Below are 26,534 nucleotides of genomic sequence, written 5' to 3' on the forward strand. Positions count from 1 at the left end.
CGGCCCTTGAGGGCCGGTCACTCAGGAGAAAAACATGATTTCGCATCGACGCTGGGAATCGCTGGACAAAGCCGACATCGGCTGGTTGCGCGCCGGATATCACTTTCAGGTCAGTCCCGAGGGTAATCCCGCACATGGCGCATTGGGTTCCCTAATCGTCTGGAACGACGATGAGATCGCCGTTGGCGGCGGCTTTCCCCAGCATGGGCACCGCGACGTGGAAATTATCACCTACGTCCGCCAAGGCGTGCTCGGGCACCGCGACAACCTGGGTTCAGAAGGAACGATCCAGGCTGGGGATATTCAAGTAATGAGCGCAGGAGCTGGCATCCGCCACGCCGAGTTCAACAAAGGCGATGTGCCGCTCAGGATTTATCAAATCTGGTTGCTGCCGCAAGAGCGCGGCGGCAAGCCTCAATGGGGTACCAGGACATTCCCGAAAAGTGACCGTTCCGGACGTTTTGCCGTGCTGGCCAGCGGATTCGCCGACGACAAGGAGGCCTTGCCGATTCGGGCAAATGCGCGCCTGCTCGGTGCAACGCTCAAGGCCGGCGAAAGTGTTCGCCAGCCTATTGATCCGTCTCGCAGCGTGTATCTCGTTGTTGCCTCGGGGCGAATCGAAGTTGAAGGTGCGCTCATGGGTGCGCTGGACGGGGCTGTAATCACGAACGTTGACGCTGTCGATGTGTCGGCTCTCGAAGATTCTGAGCTGGTAATGGTGGAAGCCGGCTAAGAATTACTTTTTCTATCCACCGAAGCATTTTCATTTTTTCATTTAAGGAGATTGTTATGGAAAGCAATAAATTTATACCTCTACTGGGCCGCATCCTGATCGGTGCGCCGTTTCTGATGAGCGGACTGGGTAAGTTAGGCGCGTACGCCGCGACGGTTGGCTACATTTCGGCCGTCGGGCTACCCGCGCCGACGCTTGCGTACATCGTTGCAGTGTTAATCGAAATAGGCGGCGGCGGCCTGTTACTTTCGGGCTACCAAGTTCGTCTGGCGTCGCTAGTGATGGCTGTATTCAGTTTGGGGACAGCGTTCTTCTTTCACAATAACTTTGCAGACCAGAACCAAATGATCCATTTTCTCAAGAACGTGATGATGGCTGGCGGCCTGCTGCAGATCACTGCCTTTGGCGCTGGCGCATGGAGCCTGGACGCCCGCTTCGCGAGTTTGACCGCGCGTAAACCAGTCCTGGGGGCGAACTGAGGATGGATTGCTTTTCAACACGTTTCTTTTGAATCTAAATCACTGACCATCACTGACCAAGAGGCTGTTGCAAACACAGATGGCTAGGCGTTCCGACGAAGACAGTACGACTAGTACGACTGGTACGTCTGGGAGAAACAACAACGCCAGGTGTGTTTGCAAAAGCCTCTAAGGAGAAATCTCATGAATGACCGTATTCACGAACTGCTTCGTCGCAATCTGCAGGAAGTTTTTGGCGAGGGCGACGCCGCTCGCCGGCGTGCGGCAATCAACGAACTCTTTACCGAAGACTGTGCGCTGTATGTACCGCCAGGTGCATTTACCGGGCGTGAAGCCCTCGACAAATTTGCCGGTGATCTCCGCGCGACTCACCCGCATTTCGTGTACACCGCGCATGGCGAACCTCAGGCTCTCCACAACGCTGGCCGGCTCGCCTGGGGATCTGGCCAGCGCGGCGAAGCACCTGAATATACAGGCGTAGATGTGATCATCGTACGCGATGGCAAGATCGCGGCGCTCTATGTGTTTCTCGATTCCATGCCTTCATAAGCACGGAATAGACTGCGGTCTGGCCGGTGGAGAAATGGAAAAGTTCGTCGCCGCCAGATCCTGTAGTGCTTCGCTAATCGGTATTGTCCGACCATCCATAGCCCCACCCTCGCCTGCCAAACTCATCGAGGTATTCCGACATGGTCCGATCTATCTAAACCTGACACGCAACCAGATCATTTCCTAGACGGAAGACATGAGGTTCACAATTTCTCGCAACAGGAAATTGGCAGCAGGACTGAGCTTTCGTCCAACGCGAGTCGCCACATAGCGATCGAACGTATTAGCGATGGGGTGCAGAATAGGCACAGCTGCCACGAGCCCTGCGTCCACCCTCTCCTTCGCCGCCAGCTTCGTCATGAATGCGACGCCCATCCCTTGCGCCACCAGCGATGACGCGATGGTGAAGAGATCGCAGGTAAACATGGGCGAGACGCTCAGATCGGCGTCCCAGAACATGGCATTGATATAACCCTGGACTGCGAATTTGTCCGTCATGAAGATGAGCGGCTCGTGTACCAGTTCTTCGATCTGTACAGAGGTTCTCAAAGCCAGGGGATGGCCGACGGGCAGGATTGCACACAACGGTTCACGCTGGAACAAGCGCGCGTTCAAGAGGGCATCCTGTGAAGTGCCGATGGAGACGCAGATGTCGGCTTCGTCGTCCCGCACCATGCGAATCAACTCCGGCAGCGGCCCCGTACGGATGTGCATGCCAATATCCGGGTACTTCTGATGGAAACGCTTGATCACCATTGAAATCAAGCTGCCGGCCAAGCCTTCGCCAACCGCCACCGTGACATGCCCGCGCCTGAGATCGCGGTATTCGGCGATCTGGGCGCGAAAGCGTTTCGCATGGCGCTCTCGTTCGTGACCATATTCAACGGTGGCAAGCCCGACTTGCGTGAGCGAGATGCTTCGCCCCCGCCGCGACACCAGCGCCAGTCTCAGACGGCGTTCCGTCGCCGCAATCTGCCGGCTGATAGTCGACACGTTCACCCCCAGAAACACAGCGGCCTGGCGCATGCCCCCATGTTTCTCCACTGCGCGCAAGTACTCGATTGTTCGCTCGCTAATATCTTCATCTTCTATAGACATCGCCATCTCCTGTTGCGCCGGACGCAACATTCTAGCAGGTTCAGATATCTGTTTTGAACTCGGTTTCGGTTTATATTCAGCGGCATTCAAATACGCGGAATGACCTTTGTCAAAGGGTCGTCAGGCACGGCGGGGTTGTCGATCAGCGGACGGCTACAGCTCGCTGGTCTGCCGTGACTACCCGGAAGCAACAGGAGGAGACAGAATGGATTCGAGCAGAACTACGTCGGACAAGGTGGCTGCGGCCATGCGCGAAAGAGAGAAAGGCGCGCACGTAGCAATCAGCCCCTATGTGTTGCTTTTCGCGGTATTGCTGTTGGCAGCCATCGCTACATGGATCATCCCGGCGGGCGAATTCGATCGCGTGGTCAAGAACGGCATCAGTTTTGTCGTTCCGCACAGCCTTAAGCGCGTGCCCCAAAGCGGGATTGGTCCTGGGGCGATCTTCGTCGCCATTGCACATGGCTTGATCATTTCCGCGCCGATTATCTTCCTGATTCTGTTTACCGGCGGCGCCCTTGCCATTTTGGAGAAGACCGGGGCGGTGAAGGCTGCGCTTGGCCGGATCGGTACCGGATCAAACGTACAGGATGCCTCGGTTATTTTCACCGTCTGCATCATTTTCTCGTTGCTGGGAACGGTAGGAGTCGTCACGAACTCGGTGGTCGCGTTCGTGCCGCTGGGCCTCCTGATCACGCGTTCATTGCGGCTACCCGCTGTGTTTGGCGTGGCCTTTATCTACCTAGGGACCTATTCGGGCTTCAACAGCGCCGTCCTCAATCCGGCAACGACAGGGATATCGCAACGTCTGGCCGAACTGCCCATGTTCTCCGGCATCGGATTTCGCGCCGTGGTATACCTGCTCTTTGTCATTGCGACAATCGGGTTTCTCATTGCCAACGTCCGGGCGTACCGGCGAAATCCGCATGCGTCGACATTCTTGATCACCGAAAACGATGCTCTCGCGACGGCTCCCATGGAGCCCGGTGCGAAGCTGACGCGGCGGCAAACCACCGCGATCGCATTTTCCACCCTCGCTCTCTGCACTTTCGTTTTTGGTGCAGTAAAGCTGCATTGGGGTGAGGTTGAAATGATCTCGATGTTCATGATCATCGCCATCGGATCCGGCCTGATTTGCAGGATGGGGCCGACTCAGATCGCAGACGAATTTCTGGCAGGGTCTGGGAAACTGATCCATGGGGCGCTGATCGTCGGTCTTGCCCGCGCCATTTCGACCGTACTGAGCGACGGCAAGATTCTCGATCCAATGGTCAACCTGCTTTCCGAGATACTGGCGCCACTCCACCCTATCCTTGCCGCCATCGGCATGTTCCTGAGCGCTGCCGTCATGCATATCGCGATCTCATCAGGATCGGGCGAGTCGGCGGCATTGATCCCCATTTTTGCACCGCTGGGCGATGCTCTTCATCTGACGCGCCAGGTCACGGTGCAAGCAGTGCTCTTGGGTGAAGGAATCATGAATTGCTTCAATCCGACATCCGGGGTGTTGATGGCCGTGCTCGCCACCGCACGCATTCCCTTTGGACAATGGGTGCGTTTCGTCATGCCGCTCATCTTCCTATGGGGCGTTATCTGCATTCTCACCCTGATCGCAGGCGTTCTCATCCACTGGGGCCCCTTCTGATTCTTAGTACATGCTGTGCCCAGGCACGGGTTATACGCGTACTGCCGGCGCGACCGCCCTCTTTCGTCAATCGCTTAAATCGCTTATTGAGGTTTTCATGCCATCCAAGCCCTTTACTTCACTGACCGACCTCATGCATCAGGAGGCGGATCTCGCACACTTGCGCCAACAATTGCACAGCAATCCCGAACTGGCCTTTGCCGAATACGAGACTTCCGATCTCGTGGCCGATCAGTTGCAGGCATATGGTTATCAGGTATACCGTGGCATCGCGCAAACAGGAATAGTTGGAACGCTCACAGTCGGCGGCGGCAGCCGCTCGATCGGCATTCGGGCAGACTTTGATGCGCTACCGATTTGCGAGGCGAACACGTTTGCGTACGCCAGCAAGAATCCCGGGAGAATGCATGCCTGCGGTCATGACGGACATACGGCAATGCTATTGGGGGCCGCCAAGCATCTCGCCCAAACAAAGCGATTCAACGGCACGGTGAACCTGATCTTTCAACCGGCGGAAGAGCGTGGCTTCGACAGCGGTGCAAAACAGATGATCGCCGAAGGACTGTTCGAGCGTTTTCCATGCGACGCCGTGTTTGCCCTGCATAACCACCCTGGCAAGCCTGCCGGCAGCTTCATGTCCCGTTCCGGGGCTTTCATGGCGGCTGGCGACCGGGTGTATATCAAGATCGTCGGCCAGGGCGGCCATGCGGCCAGGCCACATCTCGCGCACGATCCTATCGTCGCCGCATCAAGCATTGTGATGGGATTGCAGACCATTGTGTCGCGCAATATCGACCCGACGAAAGCGGCCGTGATCACGGTCGGGAAATTCGCGGGGGGAGAAGCTCCCAATGTCATACCCGATCAGGTCGAACTGCGCTTGAGCGTACGCTCATTTTCCACTGAAGTACGCGCTTTGCTGAAGGACAGGATCATCGCGCTCGTGATTGCGCAGGCCCGGAGTTTTGGCGTCGAAGCCGTGATCAATTATGTCGAAGGATATCCGGTTGTCACCAATACCGATGAAGAAACGCGCTTTGCCATTGAGGTCGCCAGGGAACTGGTTGGGCCGGACGCGGTGGACGACAACATGGATATGCTGATGGGAAGCGAGGATTTTGCATATATGTTGCAATCTCGTCCTGGTTGCTTCCTCCGCCTGGGCAACGGTCCGGCCGATCAAGGAAAGACCTTGCACAGCCCGCACTACGACTTCAACGATCAGAATCTGTCGGTTGGCGCGGCGTATTGGTCTCGCCTTGTCGAACGTTATCTCGATCCGGACCGCTTGACGTCCGGACGATAGCGCAGGGTTTCATACTGAGCGAAGCTGATCGGCTTTGCTGCACAAATCCCCGCCATCATTGCGACGCTTACATCCGCTCGAATATGGCGGCAATGCCCTGGCCGCCACCTATGCACATGGTCACCAGTGCGTAACGACCGCCAACGCGCCTCAGTTCGTACAGCGCCTTCACCGTGATCAGCGCACCGGTGGCGCCGATCGGGTGGCCAAGCGAGATGCCCGAGCCGTTTGGATTTACCTTGCCGGCATCAAGACTCAACTCTTTTGTGACAGCACATGCCTGAGCAGCGAACGCCTCGTTGGCTTCGATCACATCGAGATCGGCGACCGTGAGTCCGGCGCGTTCGAGCGCCTTACGTGTCGCCGGCACTGGACCGATGCCCATGTATTTCGGATCGACGCCCGCATGGGCATAGGAGACCAGGCGCGCCAGCGGTTTCAGGCCGCGCTGTTCAGCGACGCTGCGTTCCATCAGGACGACCGCAGCGGCGGCATCGTTAATGCCCGACGCGTTGCCCGCAGTGACAGTACCGTTTTCCTTGGTGAAGATCGGACGGAGCTTGGTGAAATCGTCCAGGCTCGAGTGACTGCGTACATGCTCGTCCTTGTCGAACAGGATGTCTCCTTTTTTCGATTTCAGCTTGATCGGCAGAATCTGGTCGCGGAAGTAGCCTTGTTCGATCGCATGCGCTGCGCGCCGATGGGATTCGAGCGCCAGGGCGTCCTGCTCTTCGCGCGAAATACCATATTTCTGCGCGACATTCTCTGCGGTGACGCCCATGTGAATCCCGTGGAATGGGTCGTGCAAAGCGCCCAGCATCATGTCGATCAAGCGCGAGTCGCCCATGCGCGCACCGAAACGCATGTCGGACGATATGAACGGCGCCCTGCTCATGGATTCCGCACCGCCGCCAATGGCGATATCGGCATCGCCCAGCAAAATGCCTTGTGCGGCAGAGATAATGGCCTGCAGGCCGGAGCCGCACAGGCGGTTGAGCGTGAGCGCCGGCGCATGTTCGGCGACGCCGCCGTTAAGCGCTGCCACGCGCGCCAGATACATATCCTTGGGTTCGGTCTGGATTACATTGCCGAACACGACGTTACCCACTTCGTCTCCCGAGACTTGCGCGCGGACCAGCGCCTCGAGCACGACGGCAGCACCAAGCTCGGTTGGTGAAAAATCTTTCAGGCTGCCGCCGAAATCCCCGATGGCGGTACGTACACCGCTAACTACCACGACTTCTCGTTGCATCATTTTCTCCTTTGGCTCTCGCCTAAACAACGCCCTGCACTGCGGCGACTTGATCCAGGTTTGCCAGTTCCTTCATTACAAACAGCATTTCTTTTGCAATCCACCTACCCCCCCCATCACCATCAAACGGCCGGCGATGGGGGCTTCGTTACGCGGGTCTGCCAACGATGACAGCCAAGGATCAAAACGTGTGGCGCATCCCGAGCATGACTGCGGTGGTCGCCAGACCCTGCGCCACCGGCGAACCGTAGGAGAGCGTCTGGTTCATATTACCCTTGTTGTCGACGCGCCCTACATCGCCGTACAACGTGGTCCTCTTGGAGAGCTGATACTCGGCCCCGAGCGCATAGGATGTCGATTTATTGAGTGAATTATTTTTATCTTTTAGATAATAAACTCCGCTTGTGATCTTGAACACTGGCGAGAAATGATAGCCCAGGCCGGCAGAATACATATCGATGTCAGAACTGTACGGCGCCAGGGACTTCGTCTTACCGTTGCTATACGAGGCCGACATGATCCACGAACCCATGTCATAGAGTGCGCCCAGCTGGATGAAACGGTTATTGTCGACGCCGCTTGGCGCGGGGCTGGCTGGCGTGAGATTGGTGTCATGGGCGTTGTAATAAACTCCCGACAGATGCAAGCCACCGTTTACGTATTGCAATACGGCCGATTCGCGCGACCCGGCAGTGTTGTTCCCCGCGACTTCGCCCGGCGCATACTCCAGGCTGAGCGTGACACCGTTGAAATTCGGCGTTTTGTAGATGATCGCGTTGCTGTCATACACCGCACCGACCGCACCGTTGGTATTGCTGCCTAGCCAGCCGGCGACAGTGTTCATGCCTATCCATGCCGTGAAAGCACTGCCGAAATATTCAGCGCCTCGCACATCGGTGTCCACCAGCGCCCAGGCCATCGCAGCATACTGGCGACCCACATCGACCGAGCCGAAGGGACCGGACAGGCCAACGCTGGTGACCTGGTTGAATACCGCGACGGTGCCGGTGGTATCCGGCAGACCAACAGCGCCCGAGCCGCTGTTGAACGCTCCTTGCAACCTGAAGTTGGCGTGATAACCACCGCCCAGGTCTTCGCTTCCTTTCATACCCCAGGTACTGGCGTACATGCCGGCATCCTTATAGCGGAAAGTGGTGCCGGTATCCGGCGTCTTCTGGCTAAAGTTGGCGGCCGTGGTGTTCTGGTACATAAGGCCTGTATCGATCGCGCCGTACAGCGTCACCGAAGTTTGCGCCTGTGCCGCGCCAGCACACAGAATCATTGTTGTCATGCCTATCAATTTCAACTTCATTTTGTCTCCTGGTAGTTATAAACCGGACCGGTCTGCGCCTGTCCGGGTGCTTCGTCGTCAAAAAACCGCTTCATCCTTCAGGACTCTTACTCAATCGAACTGGACCATTCGCCGAAAGCAGACGCGGGGCTATGTTCCCTCCGCGCCAGATGGACCTTAAGCGGTAGCTGGAATTAACGTGTCGTGCTCAAACTCCACTTCGATAAGGGTCTGCATCAAGGAGAACAGGGTCTCTGGCGGTTGTGCTCCCGCCAAGGTGTATCGTTGATTGAAAACAAAAAATGGCACGCCGGAATGCGTTGACTGGCCGATATCGGACGCTGCGTCTTCGTGCTGCCATGAATTCAGCTTATCCGGGCTCAAACCGAAGCTTTGCGCAATTTTTATCAGTGTTTCTTCATCGCCGATGTTTTCCCCGTGGACAAAATAGGCCGCAAACAGACGTTCCAGCAACGCTTCATATTGCGTCGTATCGCAACTATTTGCAGCGAATTTCAGCAGACGATGAGCCTTGCCTGTATTGGGAAACAAGGAGATACGATCCAGCCTGATCGTCAGTCCGGCACGCTCCGCCGCGTCGCTCACCTGGGCCTGGCGCATACGCACCGCTGCCTTGCTCCCTAGCCTTTTTTCATAAAAGCTGGCAAAAGGCACCCCATCTGACGGTACGTCTGGCAACAGTTGCACTCCATGCCAGTGAATACGAACCATGATGCCCGGATAACTCTTGCGCACGGATTCCAGTGCGCGATCCAGGTTGCGCTTGCCGATCAAGCACCAGGGGCAGACCAGGTCGAACGTGACGTCGATATCCAGTATTGATGTCATGCCTGCGCTCCCGAGTCGTTGCTGGCCGACGCTACCCCCATGAGCAGGAATGGCCGCAATACAAGGATTTCCAGCCCACGACTGCCGACTTCGGCATCTTCGTAGCATAGGTCCTCATGACCTGTGGCTGCATAAAAACGCATGGCTTTGGCCATGGCCTGTCTCCTGTTTATTTATTGTTAAAGGCGTTAATCGGCTAGTGCAAAATTTAAGGGATTGAAAAAACCGGCGCTTCTCATTTAACGACAATTACTTTTCATTTCATGACGCCAATTTTGCATTTCATGACAGCCGGGTTTTATTCACTCATATCTGGAATACATTTCATCCATATCCGTGAGACACGCACTTGCCGGAAACGGTGTTGGCAACGGGTACAACTCGGGGAACAGCGTTTTTAGCGAGAGTCCCCATGAAACGGGCTATCCCGGCGTATTGCTGTGTTAAGCGGGACGGCCCTCCGCCACTTATCCAAGTCGTTACTTTCTGCACGGAGCACAAATCGGCTCCGTAATGTCCTGCCCTTTGAGGCGTGGTAATTTATCCCTACTGGAAACGATATTTTGTCGTCAAATGTGAAGTGCATGTCGTCAAATGTGAAGCGATTGCGGCCTGGCTCTCCTATATTTAGTTCACGTATCAATATACGAACAACAAACAACCCGCAGGAGACACAAAATGGTCAAAGCAGTACGCTTTTACGAAACCGGCAGTCCCGACGTTCTTCGGTACGAAGATGTTGAGGTGGGCAACCCCGGCCCAGGACAGGTCCGCCTGCGCCATGCGGCGGTAGGCTTGAATTTTGCCGATACCTACTTTCGCAATGGCACTTATCCCATCCCCTTGCCCAATGGTATCGGCGTAGAGGCCTCCGGCGAGGTGCTGGCCCTGGGCGACGGCGTGACCAACGTGGCGGTGGGCGACCGCGTCACCTACACCGGTTTCATCAACACGCTGGGCGCCTACAGCACAGAGCGCCTCGTACCAGCGGCACCGCTAATCAAGCTGCCGGATGCCATTTCTTTTGAAACCGCGGCGGCCATGACCATGCGCGGTTTGACCTCTGCCTACCTGATGCGTCGCATTTATCCGTTCCAGGCTGGTGACACGTTGTTGTTGCATGCGGCTGCCGGAGGTGTCGGCCTGATCGTCTCGCAGTGGGCCAAGTTGCTGGGGGTGACGGTGATTGGCACAGTGTCCACCGAAGAAAAGGCTGCCGTGGCGCGTGCCCATGGCTGCGACCACACCATCAACTACAGCCATGAGGACGTGGCCAAGCGCGTGAAAGAAATCACGGGCGGCGTCGGTGTCAACGTGGTGATGGACAGCGTGGGCAAAACCACGTTCAACGCCTCGCTCGATTCACTCAAGCGCCGAGGCCTGATGATCTGCGTGGGCACCGCCTCCGGCATCATCCCGCCCTTTGACCCGCAGCTCCTGGCGATGAAAGGCTCGCTCTTCATAACACGCCCTGCGCTGGCCGACTACATTGCCGACCCGGCAGAAAAAGCGGCGCTGGCAGATGAAATTTTTGACCACATTGAAGCCGGCCGCATCAAGATCGAGATCAATCAGCGCTACGCGCTGCAGGACGCCGTGCAGGCACACCGCGACCTGGAGTCGCGCAAGACCACCGGGTCCTCCATCTTCATCATTTAAACCTCATGCGAGGAGACAAAAATGCGAGTTGAACAACTGACCTGCGCCCTTGGCGCCGAGTTGATCGGCGTGAATCTGGGCGATGCGGCGCGCGATGACGGACTCTTCGCCGAAATCAAGGCTAACCTGTTCAGGCACAAGGTACTCTTTCTGCGCGACCAGAATATCAGCCGCGCCGACCATCTGGCGTTTGCGCACCGCTTCGGCGAACTGGAAGACCATCCGGTAGTGGGAAGCGATCCGGACCACCCCGGCCTGGTGCGTATCTACAAAACCCCGGAGCAGCCTGCGGACCGTTACGAGAACGCCTGGCATTCGGATGCCACCTGGCGTGAAGCACCCCAGTTCGGTGCTGTGTTGCGCTGTCTCGAGTGTCCACCAGTTGGCGGAGATACCATGTGGGCCAACATGGTGCTGGCCTATGAAAATCTGTCAGAGCATGTCAAAACACAAATTGCAGACCTGCGCGCGCGCCACAGCATCGAAGCCAGCTTCGGCGCGGCCATGCCGATTGAAAAACGCCTGGCCCTCAAAGCGCAATTTCCAGACGCAGAGCACCCAGTGGTGCGTACCCACGCGCAGACCGGTGAAAAGATTTTGTATGTAAACGCCTTCACCACGCATTTCACCAATTTTCACACGCCGGCACGCGTGCGTTATGGCCAGGATGCCAACCCTGGAGCGCCTGAGCTGTTGCGTTATCTGATCAGCCAAGCCTATATCCCGGAATTTCAAGTGCGCTGGCGCTGGTCACCCAACAGCATTGCAATCTGGGATAACAGCGCCACCCAACATTACGCAGTGATGGACTACCCCCCCTGCCACCGCAAGATGGAACGTGCCGGAATCATTGGCACCAAGCCTTTCTGACGTTCCTACACATCAATCATTTTTTGGAGATACCCCATGAACTTCCTTGACGGCCACCTCTTTACCGAAAACCAGCAACCCTTGATCATCACGGCCGCGCCCTATGCACCGTCGTGGGTGCCCTCCGACTTTCCTGAGGACATTCCGCTCACCATGGACGAGCAGATCCAGAAAGCCGTGGATTGCTACAACGCCGGCGCCACCGTGCTGCACCTGCATGTGCGCGAACTCGACGGCAAGGGCAGCAAGCGCCTGTCCAAGTTCAACGAACTGATCGCCGGTGTACGCAAGGCCGTGCCAGAAATGATCATTCAGGTCGGCGGCTCGATCAGCTTCGCGCCGGAATCGGAAGGCGCCGCCGCCAAGTGGCTGAGCGACGACACGCGCCATATGCTGGCCGAACTCGATCCCAAGCCTGATCAGGTGACGGTGACGGTGAACACCTCACAGATGAACGTCGTCGAGCACTGGGATTACAAAGACACCAAGGGCACCTCGATGGGAGACCCTGACGTCTACAACGCCTACAAGGAGATGACTGTGCCGGCGCAGCCGGGCTGGGTGGAAGAGCACGTCCGTCGTCTGACGGCCGCAGGCATCCAAAGCGCCTTCCAGTGCTACAACAGCAACAGCTTCGACTCGGTAGAGCGGCTGATGCGCCGTGGCATCTACAATGGCCCGCTGGTCATGAACTGGGTGGCGATCGGCGGCGGCATGGACGTGCCTAACATCTACACTCTGGCCAACTTCATGCGTGCCGTACCGGACGGTGCGGTGGTCACAGTGGAGAGCTCGATGCGCAACGTGCTGCCGGTCAACATGATGGGCATTGCGATGGGCCTGCATGTACGCTGTGGTATCGAGGACAATATCTGGAACCAGGCGCAAACGGGAAAAATGTCGACCGTTGCACAGATTGAGCAACTGGTGCGCATCTCGCGTGAATTCGGTCGCGAGATAGCGACAGCTCAGCAGGCGCGCGAGATCAGCAAAATCGGCGTCTTCTACGATACGGTGGAAGAAAGCCTGCTGGCCAATGGCTTCGCGCCGAACCGCCACGGGGCCCATCAGGGCTTCTTGCGCAAGACGGCCTGACGTCACACTATCCAGACTTTCGCAACGTTCCGCCAGCAAGGCATGCCGACGCAGACAGTGAAGCTGCGCGGCAAGGATGCAAGGTGGTATAAGGCCGCTGGCGCAATTTTGCGTATGTCCTCATTATAAAAAGCAGGAGACAAAAAAATGATGCCCCCATTGACCAATACCGGGTCGCCCCCGGAAGACGGCTACCTGATCGGAAAAAAGCAAGCATGGTTCGCGTTTGCCATGACCTTCGCCCTCATGCTGTTCGATTACATGGACCGGCAAGTGATCGTGTCGCTCTTCCCGCATATCAAGGCGGCGTGGAACCTGAGCGACAAGCAATTGGGCGGCCTGGTTTCCATCATCTCCATCGTGGTGGCGATGGGGGGCATCCCGGTGGCGTTGCTGGCAGACCGGCTGAGCCGCGTCAAGAGCATTGTTGTCATGGCCACCACCTGGAGCCTGGCTACCATCTACTGCATGTTCGCTGGTAACTACGCGCAACTGTTCGCGGCGCGGGCGGTGGTGGGTTTGGGTGAAACGGGTTACGGTTCAGTGGGCTCTGCCCTGCTTTCCAACGTATTTCCAAAGCGGATGCGCGGCGCACTGATGGGAGCCTTGTTTGCTGCCGCTTCTCTGGGCTCGGTGTTCGGGGTGGTGCTGGGTGGCGTGATCGCCGCCAAGTGGGGCTGGAAAGCAGCCTTCGGCGTGGTAGGTGTGCCGGGGCTGGCGCTGGCTTTGCTGTATTTGCTAGTGCGCGACTACAAAACGGTGACACTCACGCCCCAGCTCAATCAGGTCACGCAGTCCATCGGTGGCACGCTCAAACACATCTTCAGTACCCTCGCACGCACGCCCACCTTGCGGTGGATCTGTATTGGGCAAGCGATGCAAGTGCTGGTGGTGTCGGCCATCTGGTCATGGCTGCCAAGTTACCTTAACCGCTTTCATGGAATTGCACCGGACCAAGCGGGGAAACAAGCGGCCCTGGTGATTTTGGCGGGTGCGTTCGGCGGCTTCCTGTGGGGCGTGGTAATTGATCGGCTGTCCATTCGCCGCCCCGGCAGCAAATTGCCGATGCTGAGCGCGCTGTGCCTGGTGTCGCTGGCGATTTTGGCGTATGCGTTCAATGCGCCGCTAGACGGATCTACACAACTCAAGCTGATCATCGCGGGCGGGTTTTTCATGACCTGTTCGGTCGGTGTCGTGGTTGGCGTGCTCATGGACGTCGTCCATCCGGGCGTACGTTCCACTGGTGCGGCCGTGCTGTCGCTTTTTCAAAATCTGCTCGGTCTTGCCGTGGGGCCTTTCCTCGTGGGGGCGCTCTCCGACATATGGGGCCTGCACCAAGCCATGGCAATGATTCCTGCATTCAGCATATTGGCCGCCGTGTTCTTCATGGCCGCTGCACGCAGCTACGACAAAGATGCAGCTCCAGTATCTGGCATTGCCCTGGATGCAGACCAAAACACGACTGCGCATGCGGCGGGTAAATGTCAGCACGTTTAGACCAGCTGTCCCGATAACGGGTGAAATCGTTTTTTCGGCAGATTTGAAGCTGCCACCAATAAAGTGAGGTAGGCGTGAATACGCAAGAAAAACCAACCATTCTGATAGTACCCGGCCTGCGTGATCACGTTGCCGATCACTGGCAGACACATCTGGAAACCAAGCTCTCCGTAGCGCGCAAGGTGGTTTCAGTACCACCATTGGAAACTGACAAGTTGAGTTGCGAAGCCCGCGTGGAAGCCGTTGAACGCACCATGAGAACGATTGACGGGCCGGTAATTGTAGTGGCGCACAGTGGCGGGGTCGTCATGTTGATGCATTGGGCGCAAAAGTACGCCGCAGACATTCAAGGCGCCTTGCTGGCGGCGCCGCCGGACTTTGCAGCGCCGCTGCCTCCTGGCTACCCTGCACTGGAGGTACTGGAAGCCAATGGCTGGCTGCCGATGCCAAGCAAAATATTGCCTTTCAGGAGCATTGTAGCTGCCAGCACCAACGATCCCCTCGCCTCCCTGGGTAGCGTAGAGCAAATGGCGCGCGATTGGGGCAGCGAGTTAGTCAATGTCGGCGCGGTAGGTCACCTCAATCCTGCTTCCGGTTTTGGCGAGTGGCCGCAGGCCGAGCAATTCATCCAGATGCTGGAACATTGACGACGGTCGAACCGTATCCGCGTAGCGCAAGACGCATCAGAGTCGCCCAACGCAAGCGTTAATGAGGTTGTTTAAGGCGACGGTCCGTTGTCGCCCAGCCCTTTTTTACTCGCCACACCGCCGGCGCGACGCCAAATTGCGAAATGAACCACCGCGTGAACGAGCTTGGAGCGCCGTAACCCAGCAGTGCCGCGATCCGTCCGACGGAGTAGCGCGGATTCTCCATGTAGCGCACCACCAGGTCGCGGCGTACGCCATTGATGAGGCCAGAGAAACTTTCCCCCGCATCTTCCAGGCGTCGCTGCAGAGTGCGCACATTCATTCCAAGGGACTGGGCGATTTGTTCAATCGTGGCACGCTCCATGGGTAGCAGCAGATAGATGGCCTTGCGTACTTCCATCAGGATGGACGCTTCGGAGGCTCTCGGAATCGTCTCCAGAAACCGCTGGGCGTAGCCGGCCATCGCGAGGTCCGCCATGGGGTTGGCAAGGTCAAGGTCCGAGGCGTTGCAGACGATGCCGTTGAATTCACTGCCAAAAACGACGGGGCATCGGAAAAAGCGCCGGTGCAATTGCTGATCGGCAGGCGCGTCGTGTGTGAAGTTGACGCTGCGCGGATGCCATTGCGTTCCGGCCAAGGTCACGCAAAGGCGAAACATCACGCCGATTGCGAGTTCGGTAGCCTGTCGTGTGGGCACGGGTATGTCGGTCACGATTTCTTCACGAATGATGACCGTATCGCCAGCGTTCTCGACGAACAGTGCCAGGGACGGGTTCAGCAGGTGGCGGTACTGAATGGTGGTCTGCAGGGCATCGCGCAGGTTACGCTGGTGGGCCAGCACCAGACTCACACCGCCCATATCAGCCAATTGCCGCAACTCGGCCATGTGCAGCCCAAAGCCCATATAACCAGACTCTTGCGCCGTGGCTTCCAGCATACCCACTGCCTTATCCAAGAGAATCTGCTGGTCGCGGTTTTCCAGCAGCGTGCGGGTCAATCCAAATTTTGGCAACACAGTCCGCGGGTTGAATCCGATCTGCCGCGCCACCTCGAAGTAGCCGGTAAGAACCCCCGCGCGCACCATCGTGTTCATAGTTTTGTCATGACAAGAGAGCTCGGCACATTGGCGCTACTGGCGGTTTTATCTTGAAAAAGCTGAAGCGCGCCGCGAAAAACAAGCTGGGATTTCTGACATGAATATTCACCATTTCATTTTCACGGAATGCAAAGGAGCTCCGATTCTACACCAATCGGTATCAGAATAAGCCGGCCCGGCCAGCTCGCTAGTACGTAGCGTGTTCGCTAAAATCTTTGCACCCTTCCAATTTTTCATCGCGGACTTCGAGCCGCACCACTCTTGCGCTAGCCGGCCCGTGCGCGGCCCAGCGCATCATCGCGTTGACTGCGTCGGCGCCGCCTTCGACCTGGATCTCTACGCTGCCGTCCAGTCGATTCCGCACCCAGCCGTTGACGCCTAACTGCCTGGCCTCATGCATCGCAGAGAAACGAAATCCGACACCTTGCACCAACCCATGCACCCGCAAGCGTTTGGCAATCATGGCGTTATCTGGGATGTTAGAAGGCCGCGCAATGGACCGATGGTAAGAGCAAAGTGCATTTCATTCTCCTTGGCGATGGGGTATGCCGGGCAAAGGCGCTTTGATGGCGAAAAACGCTGCCTCCCCTCCCCATCATCTTTAGGTACATATTGCAAAGAAAATTCACCCGGTCTTGATTGGGGGACCGGAGACTTCGAATGGCGGCTTAAACGATATGCAACGCTTTACCAATGTAATCAAAAAAAATGCAGTACAACATGATCGGCAATGGCAGGCCGAGAACTGTCCCGATCAGATACATATAGAACCTCACCCCCGACAGAGCCAGCGCATAATTCAGAGCTGGAATCGTCTGGAATAATATTCTTAACAAAACGATGGATTTAATCGGATGCGTATCTAGGGTTTGAAATATCTTCACTGCATAGCGGTTTTTCAGCTCCCGCATTCCATCGCCACCGATGTAGCGTATTGTCAGGAACGTGAAGACGCAGGAGATGAGCGCCGCAATATAGGTTGCCAAACCACCCCAGACTTTGCCCAGGGCGAGCACCGCCGCCCCTAAAAATATCCATCCGGGTATCTGGATCAGATTACCCAGGGAAAACAGCAAGACAAAGAGCAGTAAGCCCTGGATTTTATTGTCCACGAGTTGTTGATGAAGAAACACTAAATTAAAGTGCTCTCTCAGGCCCAGGATTTGAAATAAGGCGAATAGCAGTGCGAGGAAAAGGACAACAGTCAATAGCCGTTTGTAGCGGTGCATAGTGTGATCTGGATCTCTATGTTGAGTAATTTAGTAGGCATGGTTACATAAATGTTCTGCATTTTGTTCCATGCCTGACTAAATTTCACCAACCAAACTTCAACTCCATTCCAAGATAGTCAGCATTCCGGCCACCAGCCTGGCGAATTGTGTCGCCCACCTGGAAATGCACCGCCTCCACCGAAGCGACGACATTTGCGCTAACAGCCCAATCGGTACGCAGCTGTGCGTACATCCCGGTCCAGCGGCTTCCTTGACCGGCGGTGCCTGGCACCGGCACTGAACCTTGCGCATAGACTGCATCGGCTACGGTTTCCCGCCATTGCAGGCCGAGTGCGCCCAGTACCGTCACTGTGTCGGCCGGTTTGAATGTGATGGATGGCTTGACGTGGATCAGGTTGCTGTATCCGGTAAAGCCGGCCAGCGTGAAATAGTAGCCGTTTGGGAAAAGAGGATTGAAGGTGCCGATCCGGCCATCGCCCGGATGACGGTCTCCCGAGGCCAGGTCGAACTGCAGGCCTAGGCGCGGCTTCCCGGGCTGGCCGGAAAATGTATACCCGGCCAGCGAACCGAGCGCCCAGGCGGAGATGGCTTTGTCGCCGACGCGCCCGCCCTGCCCCATAATCTCGACGTCCCAATCAATCCGCTCGACAGCACCGTTATAGCGAACGTCGACAACGTCACGCCGTTCGTCGCCGCTGGCGTCGAGGAATTTGGCGCCATCGCGGCTGTACCTGGAATAGTAGGCCGAGAAGTCGCCCGGGCCGATATGCTTGCGCTCGATACGTATGCCGTTGAAAGCAAGATGACGGTTTGATACATCGTCGAACGTCGTAGCGTCGAGATTCTGGACCGGATGCGTCAAGTAGGCGATGGTGCGCCAGCTCCCTGTTTCCCAGTCACCCCAAAGGGCATCGAAGGACTGGCGGACATTCGGCCCGTCCCGTACGGAGATGAAGCGCTGTAGATCGAACGCCATTTCCTGCCGTCCGATGCGCGCCTTGAATGTATCGCTGCCAACCTTTTCAGTGACGACAATGAATGCCTGCTCGACATCCAACGGGTTCTTGTCCACCGGACTCACCGTATTCTTCTGAAAAGGCCGTGCATCCTCAAGCTGGGCAAACACCTGCACATGCTCGCCAAGACGCAGATCGCCATGCAGTTGCGCGCGCTGGATCACATACGAGTCCGGATGCCCTGTACCGATGCCGAACAATGCGGAATTGACAGTTTCCAGACGTTCACGCAGACCGGCGCCAAGCGACAGATAGGAAACCCCATCACTGGACAAGGGGATGTATTTGAGGTCGTCGAATGGTTTTCTGGGGAGGCAAGGATCAGCCAGGACGCCCCAGTTTTCATTCCAGCGGTTGAAATTAATCGCGGGCCGCTGTACCGCACAAGACGCCCCCGTCCCGGATTCCGCCTCTTGGGCCGGGGTTTCTTGCGCCGCAATGCATCCTGCGATGAGCGCCAGCAGGTAGCCACGACTAACCTTGCTGCGCTGGCGTCCATTGATACGGCTAATACGGCTATTTTGCGGCATCGTGAATCTCGGCGACATACCCTCCTGGAAACTGCACCACTGCACTATTGCCTGAGTCCGTCTTATAGGCAGGCGAAAGCAGCTTGGCGCCGTTCGCAGTCGCCTTGGCTATAGTTGCGGCAAGGTCGCTCACTTCGTAGCCGGTGGTCTCGCGGCCAAACGGATAGGGCAATTTGCCATCAGTCGCGAACACCGTCATCTTGCCGAAGCCCGAGGTGATGTGAATACGGCGAATCTTGTCTGCGGGACGGCCGATCTGGCCGCCATCGGCCTGCCGATCATCGGCCACGACTTTGCCGCCAGAAAATTTGACGAACTGGTACACGAATTTATCTGCGGCCAGGCGCGATACGTAGACGCGATTATCGGGTACCGATTCCAGCGGCGCGTAGGAAGGCGCCTTGGTGTGCCAGTACAGCTGCATCTTGAGGCCGCCGGTCCATTGGATCAATGCATCCTTGCCGATCGGATCGTCGAATGTCTCCACCGTGACGTCAGCGCCGGCAGCGGTAGCTGCTTTCACGGCAGCATCGATATCGGTAACCAGATAGCCGGTGCGCTCCTCGCCGAAGCCGTAGGGAATCGGTGTCTGGAAGGCGAACACTGACAGCATGCCGACAGGTGTCTGCACATATTGCGACGCCGTCTTGCTCGGCGTCGGCGTTACCGTAAAGACCGCGCGCGGCGAGGCTTTTCCACCAAATGTGGCGATGAAACTATTGACGAATGCGTCAATATCGTCGTTGGAGACATACACATGAGTGGTGTCATATTGTGGCCCGACAAAGACCTCGGTTGTAGCGGCGACGGGCTTGGCGACGGCTTTGGCCGATACCGGAGCGGTGAAGCCGCAGGCTATTGTCGCGACCAGGCTAATGGTAATGATGCGGCGATACAGTGAAGAAATTTGCATGATTGAATTCCTTGAATAGAAAGTAAGAATCTATCGCTGAACCGCAACCGGCGTCGCTTCGCGTGATTTAAGGTCAAGCCACGCCACCAGCAGAAACCCGCCGGTCAATCCAAGATGCTCGAAAAAGGAATTGGCCGTCATGAAACGTTCCGGCCCGCTCAATTCCCAGAAACGGTTGGCGATGAACGTTGCGAATAATGTAAAACATGCCAGATAGAGCGCTCCGAACCAACGGTAAACGCCGGTCAATATCAGTGCTGAAGCGCCCAACTCGCCGATAATCGTAGCTATAGCCAGCGGCGCCGCAGGCGCGAGGCCAAAATGCTGCATTTCAGCCAAGGCGCCATTGAAGTCGAAGGCTTTGTCGATGCCGCCCTGCAGATAGGCAGAGCACAGCAAAAGCAACGCCAGCCAATGCCATAAAGGCTTCTCCAGAATGATTCGCCAGCGCGGACCTGTGTTGATTGTTACGGACATTTTTTGTCTCCTGATGACAGGTCGAAAATATCGCAGCCGATTCAGTGCCGATATTGGGCCGCTACGGTGCGTAGCGCTTACCCGACCGAATTCTTATCCTTGCTCTCTTCGAGAACAGGTCCGGAGGGACGCGATACTCCTGTGATCTTGGGCAGGCATTCACCGGAGAACCACGCTACGTTCACTTCTTCTTTGTAAATAAGGCGCTTTGCCAGCGGAACGACCTGCTCCCCCAAGAGCATGCCGAGCAATCCCAGCAAGGCAACCACTGGGGGCGCTGGAGACTTCACGTTCAGCAAGGCGTAAATGATGCCAACCAATACCCCGGTAAGGGCTGAAACAACATATATTTTCACAATGGATTCCTCGTCTGTGCTCGGGCTTTTTTTAGCTATTTCATAGCAATATTCCGGCATGAGTATTCATCCTTCCTCGAATGAATACTCTTCCTTTCACCGCCCGGTATCAGGCTTCGTTCTTGCGAGTTGGCGGCATCTTGTGAACCATGGTTTTGGCGTATTCGACGCCAACTCCATACGCTCCGGAGTGCTCCTGAACGATTTTTATCGTGCCGTCGTAAGTCTCCTTTTTGGCCCAATCCCTTTGCATTTCCAACAAAAACTGCTGCCATGTCACGGGCACTGCGCCCGCTTGTATCAGGCGTTGAATGGAAAGATTGTGGGCGGACACGGAGGTGCCCCCGGAGGCATCTTCGACAAAATAAACTTCATAGCCATCGTCCATGGCTTCCAATGCCGGAAAATTCAGGCAAACCTCTGTCCATAACGCGGCGATAACGAGCTTCTTGCGGCCGATACGCTTGAGTTCGGCCTTTACCTCCTCCGAATCCCAGGTGTTCATGCTGGTCCGTTCGAACACCCGCTGGCCGGGAAATACATCCAGCAATTCAGGCCAGATGTAACCGGAAAAGCTCTCGGTTTCGACCGAAGTCAGCACCGTCGGCACCTTGAAATGCTTAGCCGATTTGGCGAGTCCCAATACATTGTTTTTTAACAGTTGACGATCGATATTGGCGACGCCAAAGGTCATCTGGGGTTGATGATCGATCAAGATCAATGCGCAGTTATCGGGGGTGAGCAATTCATGTTTCGGATTTTTCATTTGAAACTCCATCTGAGAGTTAATTTATCCCTGTATCAGGGGCAAGATATATGAGCGAAATGCGTGGACAGCATGTGCAGCGCCGATATGGCACTACGGTTTTCTGTTAAAAATATGTGCGAATTTTTCGACAACCATAACTTATTCAAAAAATAGGAATGTTGCGCTCCAACTTCGTATGTAAAAGTTGTTGAGTGGAAGTATATGAGTCATAAAATCAAAAGAAAAACGGAAAATTTACCTGTCAACAATCGAAAAAATCGAATATTGTTTCCGACTTGATAAAAATGGGCACAGGGCAAGATTTAACAAATAGTTCAAGGCTTGGAATCGCTAGTCCAACCCCGACAAACAGGTCATGCGATCACTTGCTGGAAAAACAATTAGAAAATTTCTATTGATGCATTTTCCAAAACCACTTAATCACGATCTTCGGAAATTCACAGTTATTTCCCTCACCTTTTCCATTCCCAGCAAAAATTACGATAAGGCCACTTGCAAAAACAACAGGTCCTACGAGTTAAATAAAAACCAATGCAAACAATGGTTTGCAGGCGCATTTGAAAATTCCGGATCAATGTGATTTTTTTATTTGCCAATACCACTTTGATACAGGTTGACATTCACTTTTCGGATCCCTACAGTTCGTAACAAGATATTTCCCGTGGGAAATTTATCGCATTCATTCAGATGCACCTGGCATCCGAGGATTCGCTGGATATCCGGTTGCTGGCTACAGTTTTTTCACGATTTCACCCGGCGGCTCCGGGCAGCGCACCCGCTGCGCCAGCCGCTCCACTCTACCCAGGAGAAGAAATTGAAACTGAAGATGATAAAAGGCTTGGCAATCTGTCTTTCAACCGCGGCCTTCACTGCGCATGGCGCAGGCTTACAGGATTCCACTGCGGGCAGCACCGTCGGCGTACGGGCCGCATTAAGCACAGCATCAAACATGGTATTAAGCAAGACAGCGGCCGCCAGTTGCCAGTACAGTACTTGGGCCGACGGGATCAACTACGCACCGGGCGCAATCGTCCGATACCCGGCCAACGGTCTGTTTTATAAAGAAGTCAACGCAGGCAGCAGCGGTAGCGACGGCACCGACCCGACCATCAGCACCTGGTACTGGCAACCAACTGCTTGCAGCGGTTCGTCCACGCCCCCCTCCTTCACCGGCCTCATCTACAGCCCTTATTTTTACTCCGGAGACACCGGCGGCGATCAGCTCAACACCGCCGTGACCGGCAGCTCGCAAACCTTGCTCAAGGCCATGCCAGCCAAGCTGAACGCAGTAACCTGGGCATTTGCCACTGGCAGTTGCGGCAGCGAAAACTGGAACGGCGTATCGGCGGCGGCATTTGCCAAGGCCAATGTGGCAAGCTTTGTCAGCGCCGGCAAGAAGTACATCGTCTCGACCGGTGGCGCCGGAGCCAACTTCACCTGTACCTCGGACGCCAATTTCGCGAAATTCATCAAAACCTACTACAGCGCAAACCTGCTCGGCATCGACTTCGATATCGAGAACACCCAAACCCAAAGCGACATCAACAACCTGGTTGCGCGCGTTGCTGCAGCGCAAGCGGCCTATCCGAACCTGCGCTACAGCTTCACGCTGGCGACAGACGGCGGCAATGAAAGCCAGAGCTTGGGGGATATGGGTGTAAAAGTCATGACGGCAATCCAGAATTACGGCTTGAAGAATTACACGGTCAACCTGATGACGATGGATTTTGCCGATTCAGGCCAGGAAAATTCCTCACTGTGTACTCTGAATGGCAGCGGCAAATGCGATATGGGCCAATCGACCGTCAGCGCCGCCGAAAGCCTGCACAACCACTGGAAAGTGCCATACAGCCAGATCGAAGTGACGCCGATGATAGGCGGTAACGATAGCATCGACGAAACCTTCACCCTGGCCGATGCCGTTACCGTCTCCAACTATGCACTGGCGAAGAAGCTGGGCGGCGTTCATTTTTGGGCCTTCGCACGCGACAGGGACTGTGCCCCGGCGAAATCAGACAACAACTCCTCCGACACTTGCAATAACTACGGTAAGGCAGGAACGCTGAGCTACACCAACAAGTTCATCTCCGCGCTGGGTCTTTGAGCGGCAAAAAAAATAATATGGCAATAGCGCCAACGTCTTATCCAGCCCAGTCCGGTTTGCACAATAAAGAAAGACGTGGGTTTATCTCTCGGGGATTGTTGTAGTTGACAAATGTTTGCCTCAATAAAATTTATCAACCACGACATCATTCATTATCTGGAGAATATTTTGCAGAATTTACCCATGAAGAAAGTATCGACATACCTGCTGCTTTCCTGCGGCATGCTGGCTTTGTCCCTTAACGCCAGCGCGCACGGCCTGGCTGCGGGCCACCAAGCCAGGCTAGATGCCAGGATCGCACCCTGCGACGCTGCCTGGGTGGACGGTGCGGTCTACACCGCAGGCAACAAGGTCAGCTACAACGGCGTCAACTACAGCGCCGCCTACTGGACCCAGGGAAACAATCCGGCCAGCAGCAGCGGCGCCAGAACTGCGGCGCAACCATGGGTGACCGGCGCCAGCTGCCAACAAACCAAAGCCGCGGCCAACGGTCACGATGCGAACTTCTCTCCGGCCACGCTGCAATTCCTGAAGACCAATACCGGTCTTGACGGCGAACAGTGGGACAACATCATGAAGCTGATCAACAAGCCGGAACAGGACTCCCTTGACTGGACCAAGTACTACGGTTACTGCGAAAACATCAATGACGACCGCGGTTATACCATTGGGATTTTTGGCGCTACCACCGGCGGCCCTAACGATGGAGGTCCGGACGGCCCGGCGCTGTTCAAGGAATTCGACGCCGCCAGCGGTGCAGCCAATCCTTCGATCGCAGGCGGCCTGGCGCGCGCCGGCGCGCATGGCAACATGCAAGGCGCGATCTTGAACATCACCGACAGCAAGGCTGATTTCTACAAGAAGATCGCGGCGCTGCAAAACAACGCCGCATGGCGCGAAGCCATGTGGCGCACCTTTTACAACGTCTACATCAAGTACAGCCTGCAACAGGCGCGCCAGCGCGGTTTCACGACGGCGCTGACCATCGGCTCGTTTGTCGATACGGCCTTGAACCAGGGTGCCAGCGGCGACTCCGGAACGCTGGAAGGCGTCCTGTCGCGCTCGGGTAAAAGCACCGATGAAAAAACCTTCATGACCAGCTTTTATGCGCAACGCAGCAAGATCGTCGACACTCACCAGTACAATCAGCCGCCAAATGGGAAAAACCGCGTGAAAGAATGGAGCACCCTGCTGAATCAAGGCGAAACCGATCTCAAGAATGCGGATGCCGCCGTCATCAAAGTGACCGACTGGACCATGCATTAAAACCTTGGCAAGCAGATACGCTTGTTTGACGGCAGTTCAACACCTCGGTGAAAAACTGCTGTGATGAGCGAGCTGTGATATGTGAGCTGTGATACGCGAGCCGCGCTAGTCCATGCAAGCGCGGCTCGCCATCACACTTAGCCCTTCAATGCATTGAGGCCGAATTTCGCCAGCATCAGGTCTGCCGTCTGCAGCGCTCCCTCTACCCATCCCTGCGCATCGGAATAAGCTTCGCCGCAAATATACAAAGGCTGCTGGCCCAGCGGCTGGACGATTTTATGTTTCACTTCCCAGCTCTTAACGCCGATGTTCCAGCTATTCCAGCCGCCGCCGAACGGATCATCGCCCCAGTCGCGGAAGCAGGCTTCTTGCACCTTCGGCGTATAGCTCAAGCCATGCATGGTCGACAGCTGGCGCGCCACTTCGGTCACCATGCGGTACGGCGCCTGGTATTGGTCCCATGTCAGCTCCAGGTTCGGCTTCCGGTGTTCGGCGATGAACGGCTCGTTCACCTTGGCCACATATTGCCCCTTGGGCTTATGCTGATGCCGCTGCGGCCGCAGGCCGTCCCAGAACCCGGTATTGTCGCCATCGTCATAACTCGCTAGCAACATGGCCGGACCGGTCTTTGCGGGTGTGCCATCGCTCTTTGGCCAATAGTAGGTTTGCCGGACTGGAATATCGGTCACGCTGCGCCCTGCTTCCACCGCCACGACGCTACCGTCAGGCTTGGTATAGCCAGCGGCGCGCCACCAGGGATTGGTATAGGTGGTAAATAATTTGAACAGGGGCCGCGGCGTGACCGACGCGATCAAACCGCTGATTTCCTGCAGGATCGGGCTACTGTCGGCCAGCAGATCCAGTGCGCGGCGCGGCATGGCCAGAATCACCGAACCAGCCGCCACCGACCTGCCGTCGACATGAAACTCCACCGCGCCGTCCAGGCTGCGCAACGCCGACACGCTGCTGTTCAAGCGGACTTCGCCGCCCGCATCGGCGAACAACCTGGCCAGGGTCAGCGGCACTTCCTGGAAACCCTTGGTGAACCCTTTGTAGACCGGCGCGACCCCGAAGTCGGACAGATACCAGGGAATGGCGTCGGCGGCGTTCCAGTTGCTCATGGTCGAATCATAGCCGCCGGCGTCCAGCGCGTATTGATACGATTCGCCGTTGAATACCCGCATCAGCACGTTCCAGAACCCCTGCTGGTACAGCGGTTTTCCGGCAAAACTGGCTTGCTGGGCCATGTCGCGGCGCTGGTCTTCGGTCAGGTCTGGATTGGTAATGCCTGGCACGAGCTGCTCGATGGCGTTGATCACGACGGACCCGGCGCTCTGTCCATGGTTCGGGAAACCGAGCCGGTACGGGACTTCATCTGGCTTGGCCGTGAAATCAGACAAACGCAGATAGACGCCGCGCAGATAAGCGATGTTTTGCGGCTCATCGACCGGGAAAAGATAGGTCGTAATTTGTTGAGTATCAGGCAGCAGCTGGTTGAGCGTTTTCAGCAAATTGGTAATCAGCGGCTGCACCTTCGGCAATATCCGCATGCCGCCCAGTTCCGCCACCATGTCGGGAATGCCGGGCGGCACCACGGACAACAAGCGTCCGCCGATATGGTCGCTGGCTTCAAACACGACTATTTTCTTGCCTGGATTGGCTTGCTTCAGCCGCCATGCGCTATATACGCCGGAAACACCGCCGCCGATGATAGCAATATCGATTTTTTCATCTGCCATGATACGTAATCCTTTTTATTGTAAGTAAGTGGAAAAACGAATCTCGGGAGCCCACCGTTCAAATCA

Annotated in this window: 26 protein-coding genes; 12 read left to right on the forward strand and 14 right to left on the reverse strand. The window is 56.2% G+C overall.

Annotated features, from left to right (window positions below):
* The first annotated feature begins 34 nt into the window (after positions 1-34).
* From LT85_RS12695 to LT85_RS12705, 3 genes are all read left to right on the forward strand, one after another.
* Entirely contained in the window at positions 35-733 is a 699-nt protein-coding gene (locus tag LT85_RS12695) for a pirin family protein (RefSeq protein WP_038489251.1), read from the forward strand.
* 56 nt (positions 734-789) lie between these two features.
* Positions 790-1,212, forward strand: a complete 423-nt coding sequence (locus LT85_RS12700; RefSeq protein WP_038489253.1) for a DoxX family protein — start codon at positions 790-792, stop codon at positions 1,210-1,212.
* A 183-nt stretch (positions 1,213-1,395) separates the two neighbouring features.
* Positions 1,396-1,761, forward strand: a complete 366-nt coding sequence (locus LT85_RS12705; RefSeq protein ID WP_038489255.1) for a nuclear transport factor 2 family protein — start codon at positions 1,396-1,398, stop codon at positions 1,759-1,761.
* A gap of 183 nt (positions 1,762-1,944) precedes the next feature.
* Here LT85_RS12705 and LT85_RS12710 read toward each other — a convergent pair whose 3' ends face one another.
* On the reverse strand, positions 1,945-2,859 hold the full coding sequence (locus LT85_RS12710) for a LysR family transcriptional regulator (protein WP_038489258.1): 915 nt from the start codon (positions 2,857-2,859) through the stop codon (positions 1,945-1,947).
* 205 nt (positions 2,860-3,064) lie between these two features.
* Between LT85_RS12710 and LT85_RS12715 the strand changes: the two genes are divergently transcribed.
* On the forward strand, positions 3,065-4,504 hold the full coding sequence (locus LT85_RS12715; protein ID WP_038489261.1) for a YfcC family protein: 1,440 nt from the start codon (positions 3,065-3,067) through the stop codon (positions 4,502-4,504).
* Between the two features lie 97 nt (positions 4,505-4,601).
* Positions 4,602-5,810, forward strand: a complete 1,209-nt coding sequence (locus tag LT85_RS12720) for a M20 aminoacylase family protein (protein WP_038489264.1) — start codon at positions 4,602-4,604, stop codon at positions 5,808-5,810.
* Between the two features lie 67 nt (positions 5,811-5,877).
* On the opposite strand, the gene bktB is transcribed toward LT85_RS12720, so the two are convergent.
* The 4 genes from bktB to LT85_RS26595 form a co-directional block, all read right to left on the reverse strand.
* A complete protein-coding gene (gene bktB / locus LT85_RS12725) occupies positions 5,878-7,062 on the reverse strand; it encodes a beta-ketothiolase BktB (RefSeq protein ID WP_038489266.1) in 1,185 nt (394 codons plus the stop codon).
* A gap of 181 nt (positions 7,063-7,243) precedes the next feature.
* Positions 7,244-8,374 (reverse strand): porin, encoded by a 1,131-nt coding sequence (locus LT85_RS12730; protein WP_038489268.1) that lies wholly within the window; start codon positions 8,372-8,374, stop codon positions 7,244-7,246.
* Between the two features lie 156 nt (positions 8,375-8,530).
* Positions 8,531-9,202: a DsbA family oxidoreductase gene (locus LT85_RS12735; RefSeq protein WP_038489270.1), complete on the reverse strand. Its 672-nt coding sequence runs from the start codon at positions 9,200-9,202 to the stop codon at positions 8,531-8,533.
* Entirely contained in the window at positions 9,199-9,357 is a 159-nt protein-coding gene (locus tag LT85_RS26595) for a hypothetical protein (protein ID WP_156117516.1), read from the reverse strand. Before LT85_RS26595 ends, LT85_RS12735 begins: the two co-directional genes overlap by 4 nt.
* Before the next feature lie 523 nt (positions 9,358-9,880).
* Here LT85_RS26595 and LT85_RS12740 point away from each other — a divergent pair.
* The 5 genes from LT85_RS12740 to LT85_RS12760 all read left to right on the forward strand — a co-directional run bounded on the left by LT85_RS12740 (position 9,881) and on the right by LT85_RS12760 (position 14,970).
* Entirely contained in the window at positions 9,881-10,861 is a 981-nt protein-coding gene (locus tag LT85_RS12740; RefSeq protein ID WP_038489272.1) for a quinone oxidoreductase family protein, read from the forward strand.
* A 21-nt stretch (positions 10,862-10,882) separates the two neighbouring features.
* Positions 10,883-11,731: a TauD/TfdA dioxygenase family protein gene (locus LT85_RS12745; RefSeq protein ID WP_038489275.1), complete on the forward strand. Its 849-nt coding sequence runs from the start codon at positions 10,883-10,885 to the stop codon at positions 11,729-11,731.
* A gap of 36 nt (positions 11,732-11,767) precedes the next feature.
* Positions 11,768-12,826 carry a 3-keto-5-aminohexanoate cleavage protein gene (locus LT85_RS12750; RefSeq protein WP_038489278.1) on the forward strand — a complete coding sequence of 353 codons (1,059 nt, stop codon included), beginning with the start codon at positions 11,768-11,770 and terminating at the stop codon, positions 12,824-12,826.
* Positions 12,827-12,973: 147 nt separating this feature from the next.
* Positions 12,974-14,323, forward strand: coding sequence for an MFS transporter (locus LT85_RS12755; RefSeq protein ID WP_052135133.1), 1,350 nt, complete (start codon positions 12,974-12,976; stop codon positions 14,321-14,323).
* Between the two features lie 74 nt (positions 14,324-14,397).
* The gene (locus tag LT85_RS12760) at positions 14,398-14,970 is read left to right on the forward strand and encodes an RBBP9/YdeN family alpha/beta hydrolase (RefSeq protein WP_038489280.1); all 573 of its coding nucleotides are present in this window, start codon (positions 14,398-14,400) and stop codon (positions 14,968-14,970) included.
* A gap of 58 nt (positions 14,971-15,028) precedes the next feature.
* Here LT85_RS12760 and LT85_RS12765 read toward each other — a convergent pair whose 3' ends face one another.
* The 8 genes from LT85_RS12765 to LT85_RS12800 form a co-directional block, all read right to left on the reverse strand.
* Positions 15,029-16,063 carry an AraC family transcriptional regulator gene (locus LT85_RS12765; RefSeq protein WP_038489283.1) on the reverse strand — a complete coding sequence of 345 codons (1,035 nt, stop codon included), beginning with the start codon at positions 16,061-16,063 and terminating at the stop codon, positions 15,029-15,031.
* A 190-nt stretch (positions 16,064-16,253) separates the two neighbouring features.
* Positions 16,254-16,529, reverse strand: a complete 276-nt coding sequence (locus LT85_RS12770) for an acylphosphatase (protein ID WP_038489286.1) — start codon at positions 16,527-16,529, stop codon at positions 16,254-16,256.
* A 205-nt stretch (positions 16,530-16,734) separates the two neighbouring features.
* Positions 16,735-17,295, reverse strand: a complete 561-nt coding sequence (locus LT85_RS12775) for a VTT domain-containing protein (protein WP_038489289.1) — start codon at positions 17,293-17,295, stop codon at positions 16,735-16,737.
* Between the two features lie 85 nt (positions 17,296-17,380).
* Positions 17,381-18,844 (reverse strand): alginate export family protein, encoded by a 1,464-nt coding sequence (locus tag LT85_RS12780; protein ID WP_038489292.1) that lies wholly within the window; start codon positions 18,842-18,844, stop codon positions 17,381-17,383.
* Complete coding sequence (locus LT85_RS12785; RefSeq protein ID WP_038489295.1) at positions 18,831-19,757, reverse strand: glyoxalase; 927 nt, start codon at positions 19,755-19,757, stop codon at positions 18,831-18,833. Before LT85_RS12785 ends, LT85_RS12780 begins: the two co-directional genes overlap by 14 nt.
* Positions 19,758-19,787: 30 nt before the next feature.
* Complete coding sequence (locus LT85_RS12790) at positions 19,788-20,234, reverse strand: DoxX family protein (RefSeq protein ID WP_081992351.1); 447 nt, start codon at positions 20,232-20,234, stop codon at positions 19,788-19,790.
* A gap of 77 nt (positions 20,235-20,311) precedes the next feature.
* Complete coding sequence (locus LT85_RS12795; RefSeq protein ID WP_038496069.1) at positions 20,312-20,590, reverse strand: DUF1427 family protein; 279 nt, start codon at positions 20,588-20,590, stop codon at positions 20,312-20,314.
* Between the two features lie 109 nt (positions 20,591-20,699).
* On the reverse strand, positions 20,700-21,356 hold the full coding sequence (locus LT85_RS12800; RefSeq protein ID WP_038489297.1) for a hydrolase: 657 nt from the start codon (positions 21,354-21,356) through the stop codon (positions 20,700-20,702).
* An 817-nt stretch (positions 21,357-22,173) separates the two neighbouring features.
* Between LT85_RS12800 and LT85_RS12805 the strand changes: the two genes are divergently transcribed.
* The gene (locus LT85_RS12805; RefSeq protein WP_253273538.1) at positions 22,174-23,463 is read left to right on the forward strand and encodes a glycosyl hydrolase family 18 protein; all 1,290 of its coding nucleotides are present in this window, start codon (positions 22,174-22,176) and stop codon (positions 23,461-23,463) included.
* A gap of 183 nt (positions 23,464-23,646) precedes the next feature.
* Positions 23,647-24,729 carry a chitosanase gene (locus LT85_RS12810; protein WP_216595011.1) on the forward strand — a complete coding sequence of 361 codons (1,083 nt, stop codon included), beginning with the start codon at positions 23,647-23,649 and terminating at the stop codon, positions 24,727-24,729.
* 137 nt (positions 24,730-24,866) lie between these two features.
* Here LT85_RS12810 and LT85_RS12815 read toward each other — a convergent pair whose 3' ends face one another.
* A complete protein-coding gene (locus tag LT85_RS12815; protein WP_038489300.1) occupies positions 24,867-26,468 on the reverse strand; it encodes a flavin monoamine oxidase family protein in 1,602 nt (533 codons plus the stop codon).
* Positions 26,469-26,534 lie beyond the last annotated feature (66 nt).

It is taken from the genome of Collimonas arenae, from assembly GCF_000786695.1.
Lineage (GTDB): Bacteria > Pseudomonadota > Gammaproteobacteria > Burkholderiales > Burkholderiaceae_D > Collimonas > Collimonas arenae_A.

Bases quoted from the DNA above. Each gene is read 5' to 3' on its own strand.
- LT85_RS12735 (WP_038489270.1), bottom strand. From the start codon at position 9,202: ATGACATCAATACTGGATATCGACGTCACGTTCGACCTGGTCTGCCCC.
- LT85_RS12775 (WP_038489289.1), bottom strand. From the start codon at position 17,295: ATGCACCGCTACAAACGGCTATTGACTGTTGTCCTTTTCCTCGCACTG.
- LT85_RS12800 (WP_038489297.1), bottom strand. From the start codon at position 21,356: ATGAAAAATCCGAAACATGAATTGCTCACCCCCGATAACTGCGCATTG.
- LT85_RS12765 (WP_038489283.1), bottom strand. From the start codon at position 16,063: ATGAACACGATGGTGCGCGCGGGGGTTCTTACCGGCTACTTCGAGGTG.
- LT85_RS12815 (WP_038489300.1), bottom strand. From the start codon at position 26,468: ATGGCAGATGAAAAAATCGATATTGCTATCATCGGCGGCGGTGTTTCC.
- LT85_RS12755 (WP_052135133.1), top strand. From the start codon at position 12,974: ATGATGCCCCCATTGACCAATACCGGGTCGCCCCCGGAAGACGGCTAC.
- LT85_RS12785 (WP_038489295.1), bottom strand. From the start codon at position 19,757: ATGCAAATTTCTTCACTGTATCGCCGCATCATTACCATTAGCCTGGTC.
- LT85_RS12715 (WP_038489261.1), top strand. From the start codon at position 3,065: ATGGATTCGAGCAGAACTACGTCGGACAAGGTGGCTGCGGCCATGCGC.
- LT85_RS12710 (WP_038489258.1), bottom strand. From the start codon at position 2,859: ATGTCTATAGAAGATGAAGATATTAGCGAGCGAACAATCGAGTACTTG.
- LT85_RS12730 (WP_038489268.1), bottom strand. From the start codon at position 8,374: ATGAAGTTGAAATTGATAGGCATGACAACAATGATTCTGTGTGCTGGC.
- LT85_RS12780 (WP_038489292.1), bottom strand. From the start codon at position 18,844: ATGCCGCAAAATAGCCGTATTAGCCGTATCAATGGACGCCAGCGCAGC.
- LT85_RS12745 (WP_038489275.1), top strand. From the start codon at position 10,883: ATGCGAGTTGAACAACTGACCTGCGCCCTTGGCGCCGAGTTGATCGGC.
- LT85_RS12700 (WP_038489253.1), top strand. From the start codon at position 790: ATGGAAAGCAATAAATTTATACCTCTACTGGGCCGCATCCTGATCGGT.
- LT85_RS12770 (WP_038489286.1), bottom strand. From the start codon at position 16,529: ATGATTGCCAAACGCTTGCGGGTGCATGGGTTGGTGCAAGGTGTCGGA.
- LT85_RS12720 (WP_038489264.1), top strand. From the start codon at position 4,602: ATGCCATCCAAGCCCTTTACTTCACTGACCGACCTCATGCATCAGGAG.
- LT85_RS12705 (WP_038489255.1), top strand. From the start codon at position 1,396: ATGAATGACCGTATTCACGAACTGCTTCGTCGCAATCTGCAGGAAGTT.
- bktB (WP_038489266.1), bottom strand. From the start codon at position 7,062: ATGCAACGAGAAGTCGTGGTAGTTAGCGGTGTACGTACCGCCATCGGG.
- LT85_RS12790 (WP_081992351.1), bottom strand. From the start codon at position 20,234: ATGTCCGTAACAATCAACACAGGTCCGCGCTGGCGAATCATTCTGGAG.
- LT85_RS12750 (WP_038489278.1), top strand. From the start codon at position 11,768: ATGAACTTCCTTGACGGCCACCTCTTTACCGAAAACCAGCAACCCTTG.
- LT85_RS26595 (WP_156117516.1), bottom strand. From the start codon at position 9,357: ATGGCCAAAGCCATGCGTTTTTATGCAGCCACAGGTCATGAGGACCTA.
- LT85_RS12695 (WP_038489251.1), top strand. From the start codon at position 35: ATGATTTCGCATCGACGCTGGGAATCGCTGGACAAAGCCGACATCGGC.
- LT85_RS12810 (WP_216595011.1), top strand. From the start codon at position 23,647: ATGAAGAAAGTATCGACATACCTGCTGCTTTCCTGCGGCATGCTGGCT.
- LT85_RS12740 (WP_038489272.1), top strand. From the start codon at position 9,881: ATGGTCAAAGCAGTACGCTTTTACGAAACCGGCAGTCCCGACGTTCTT.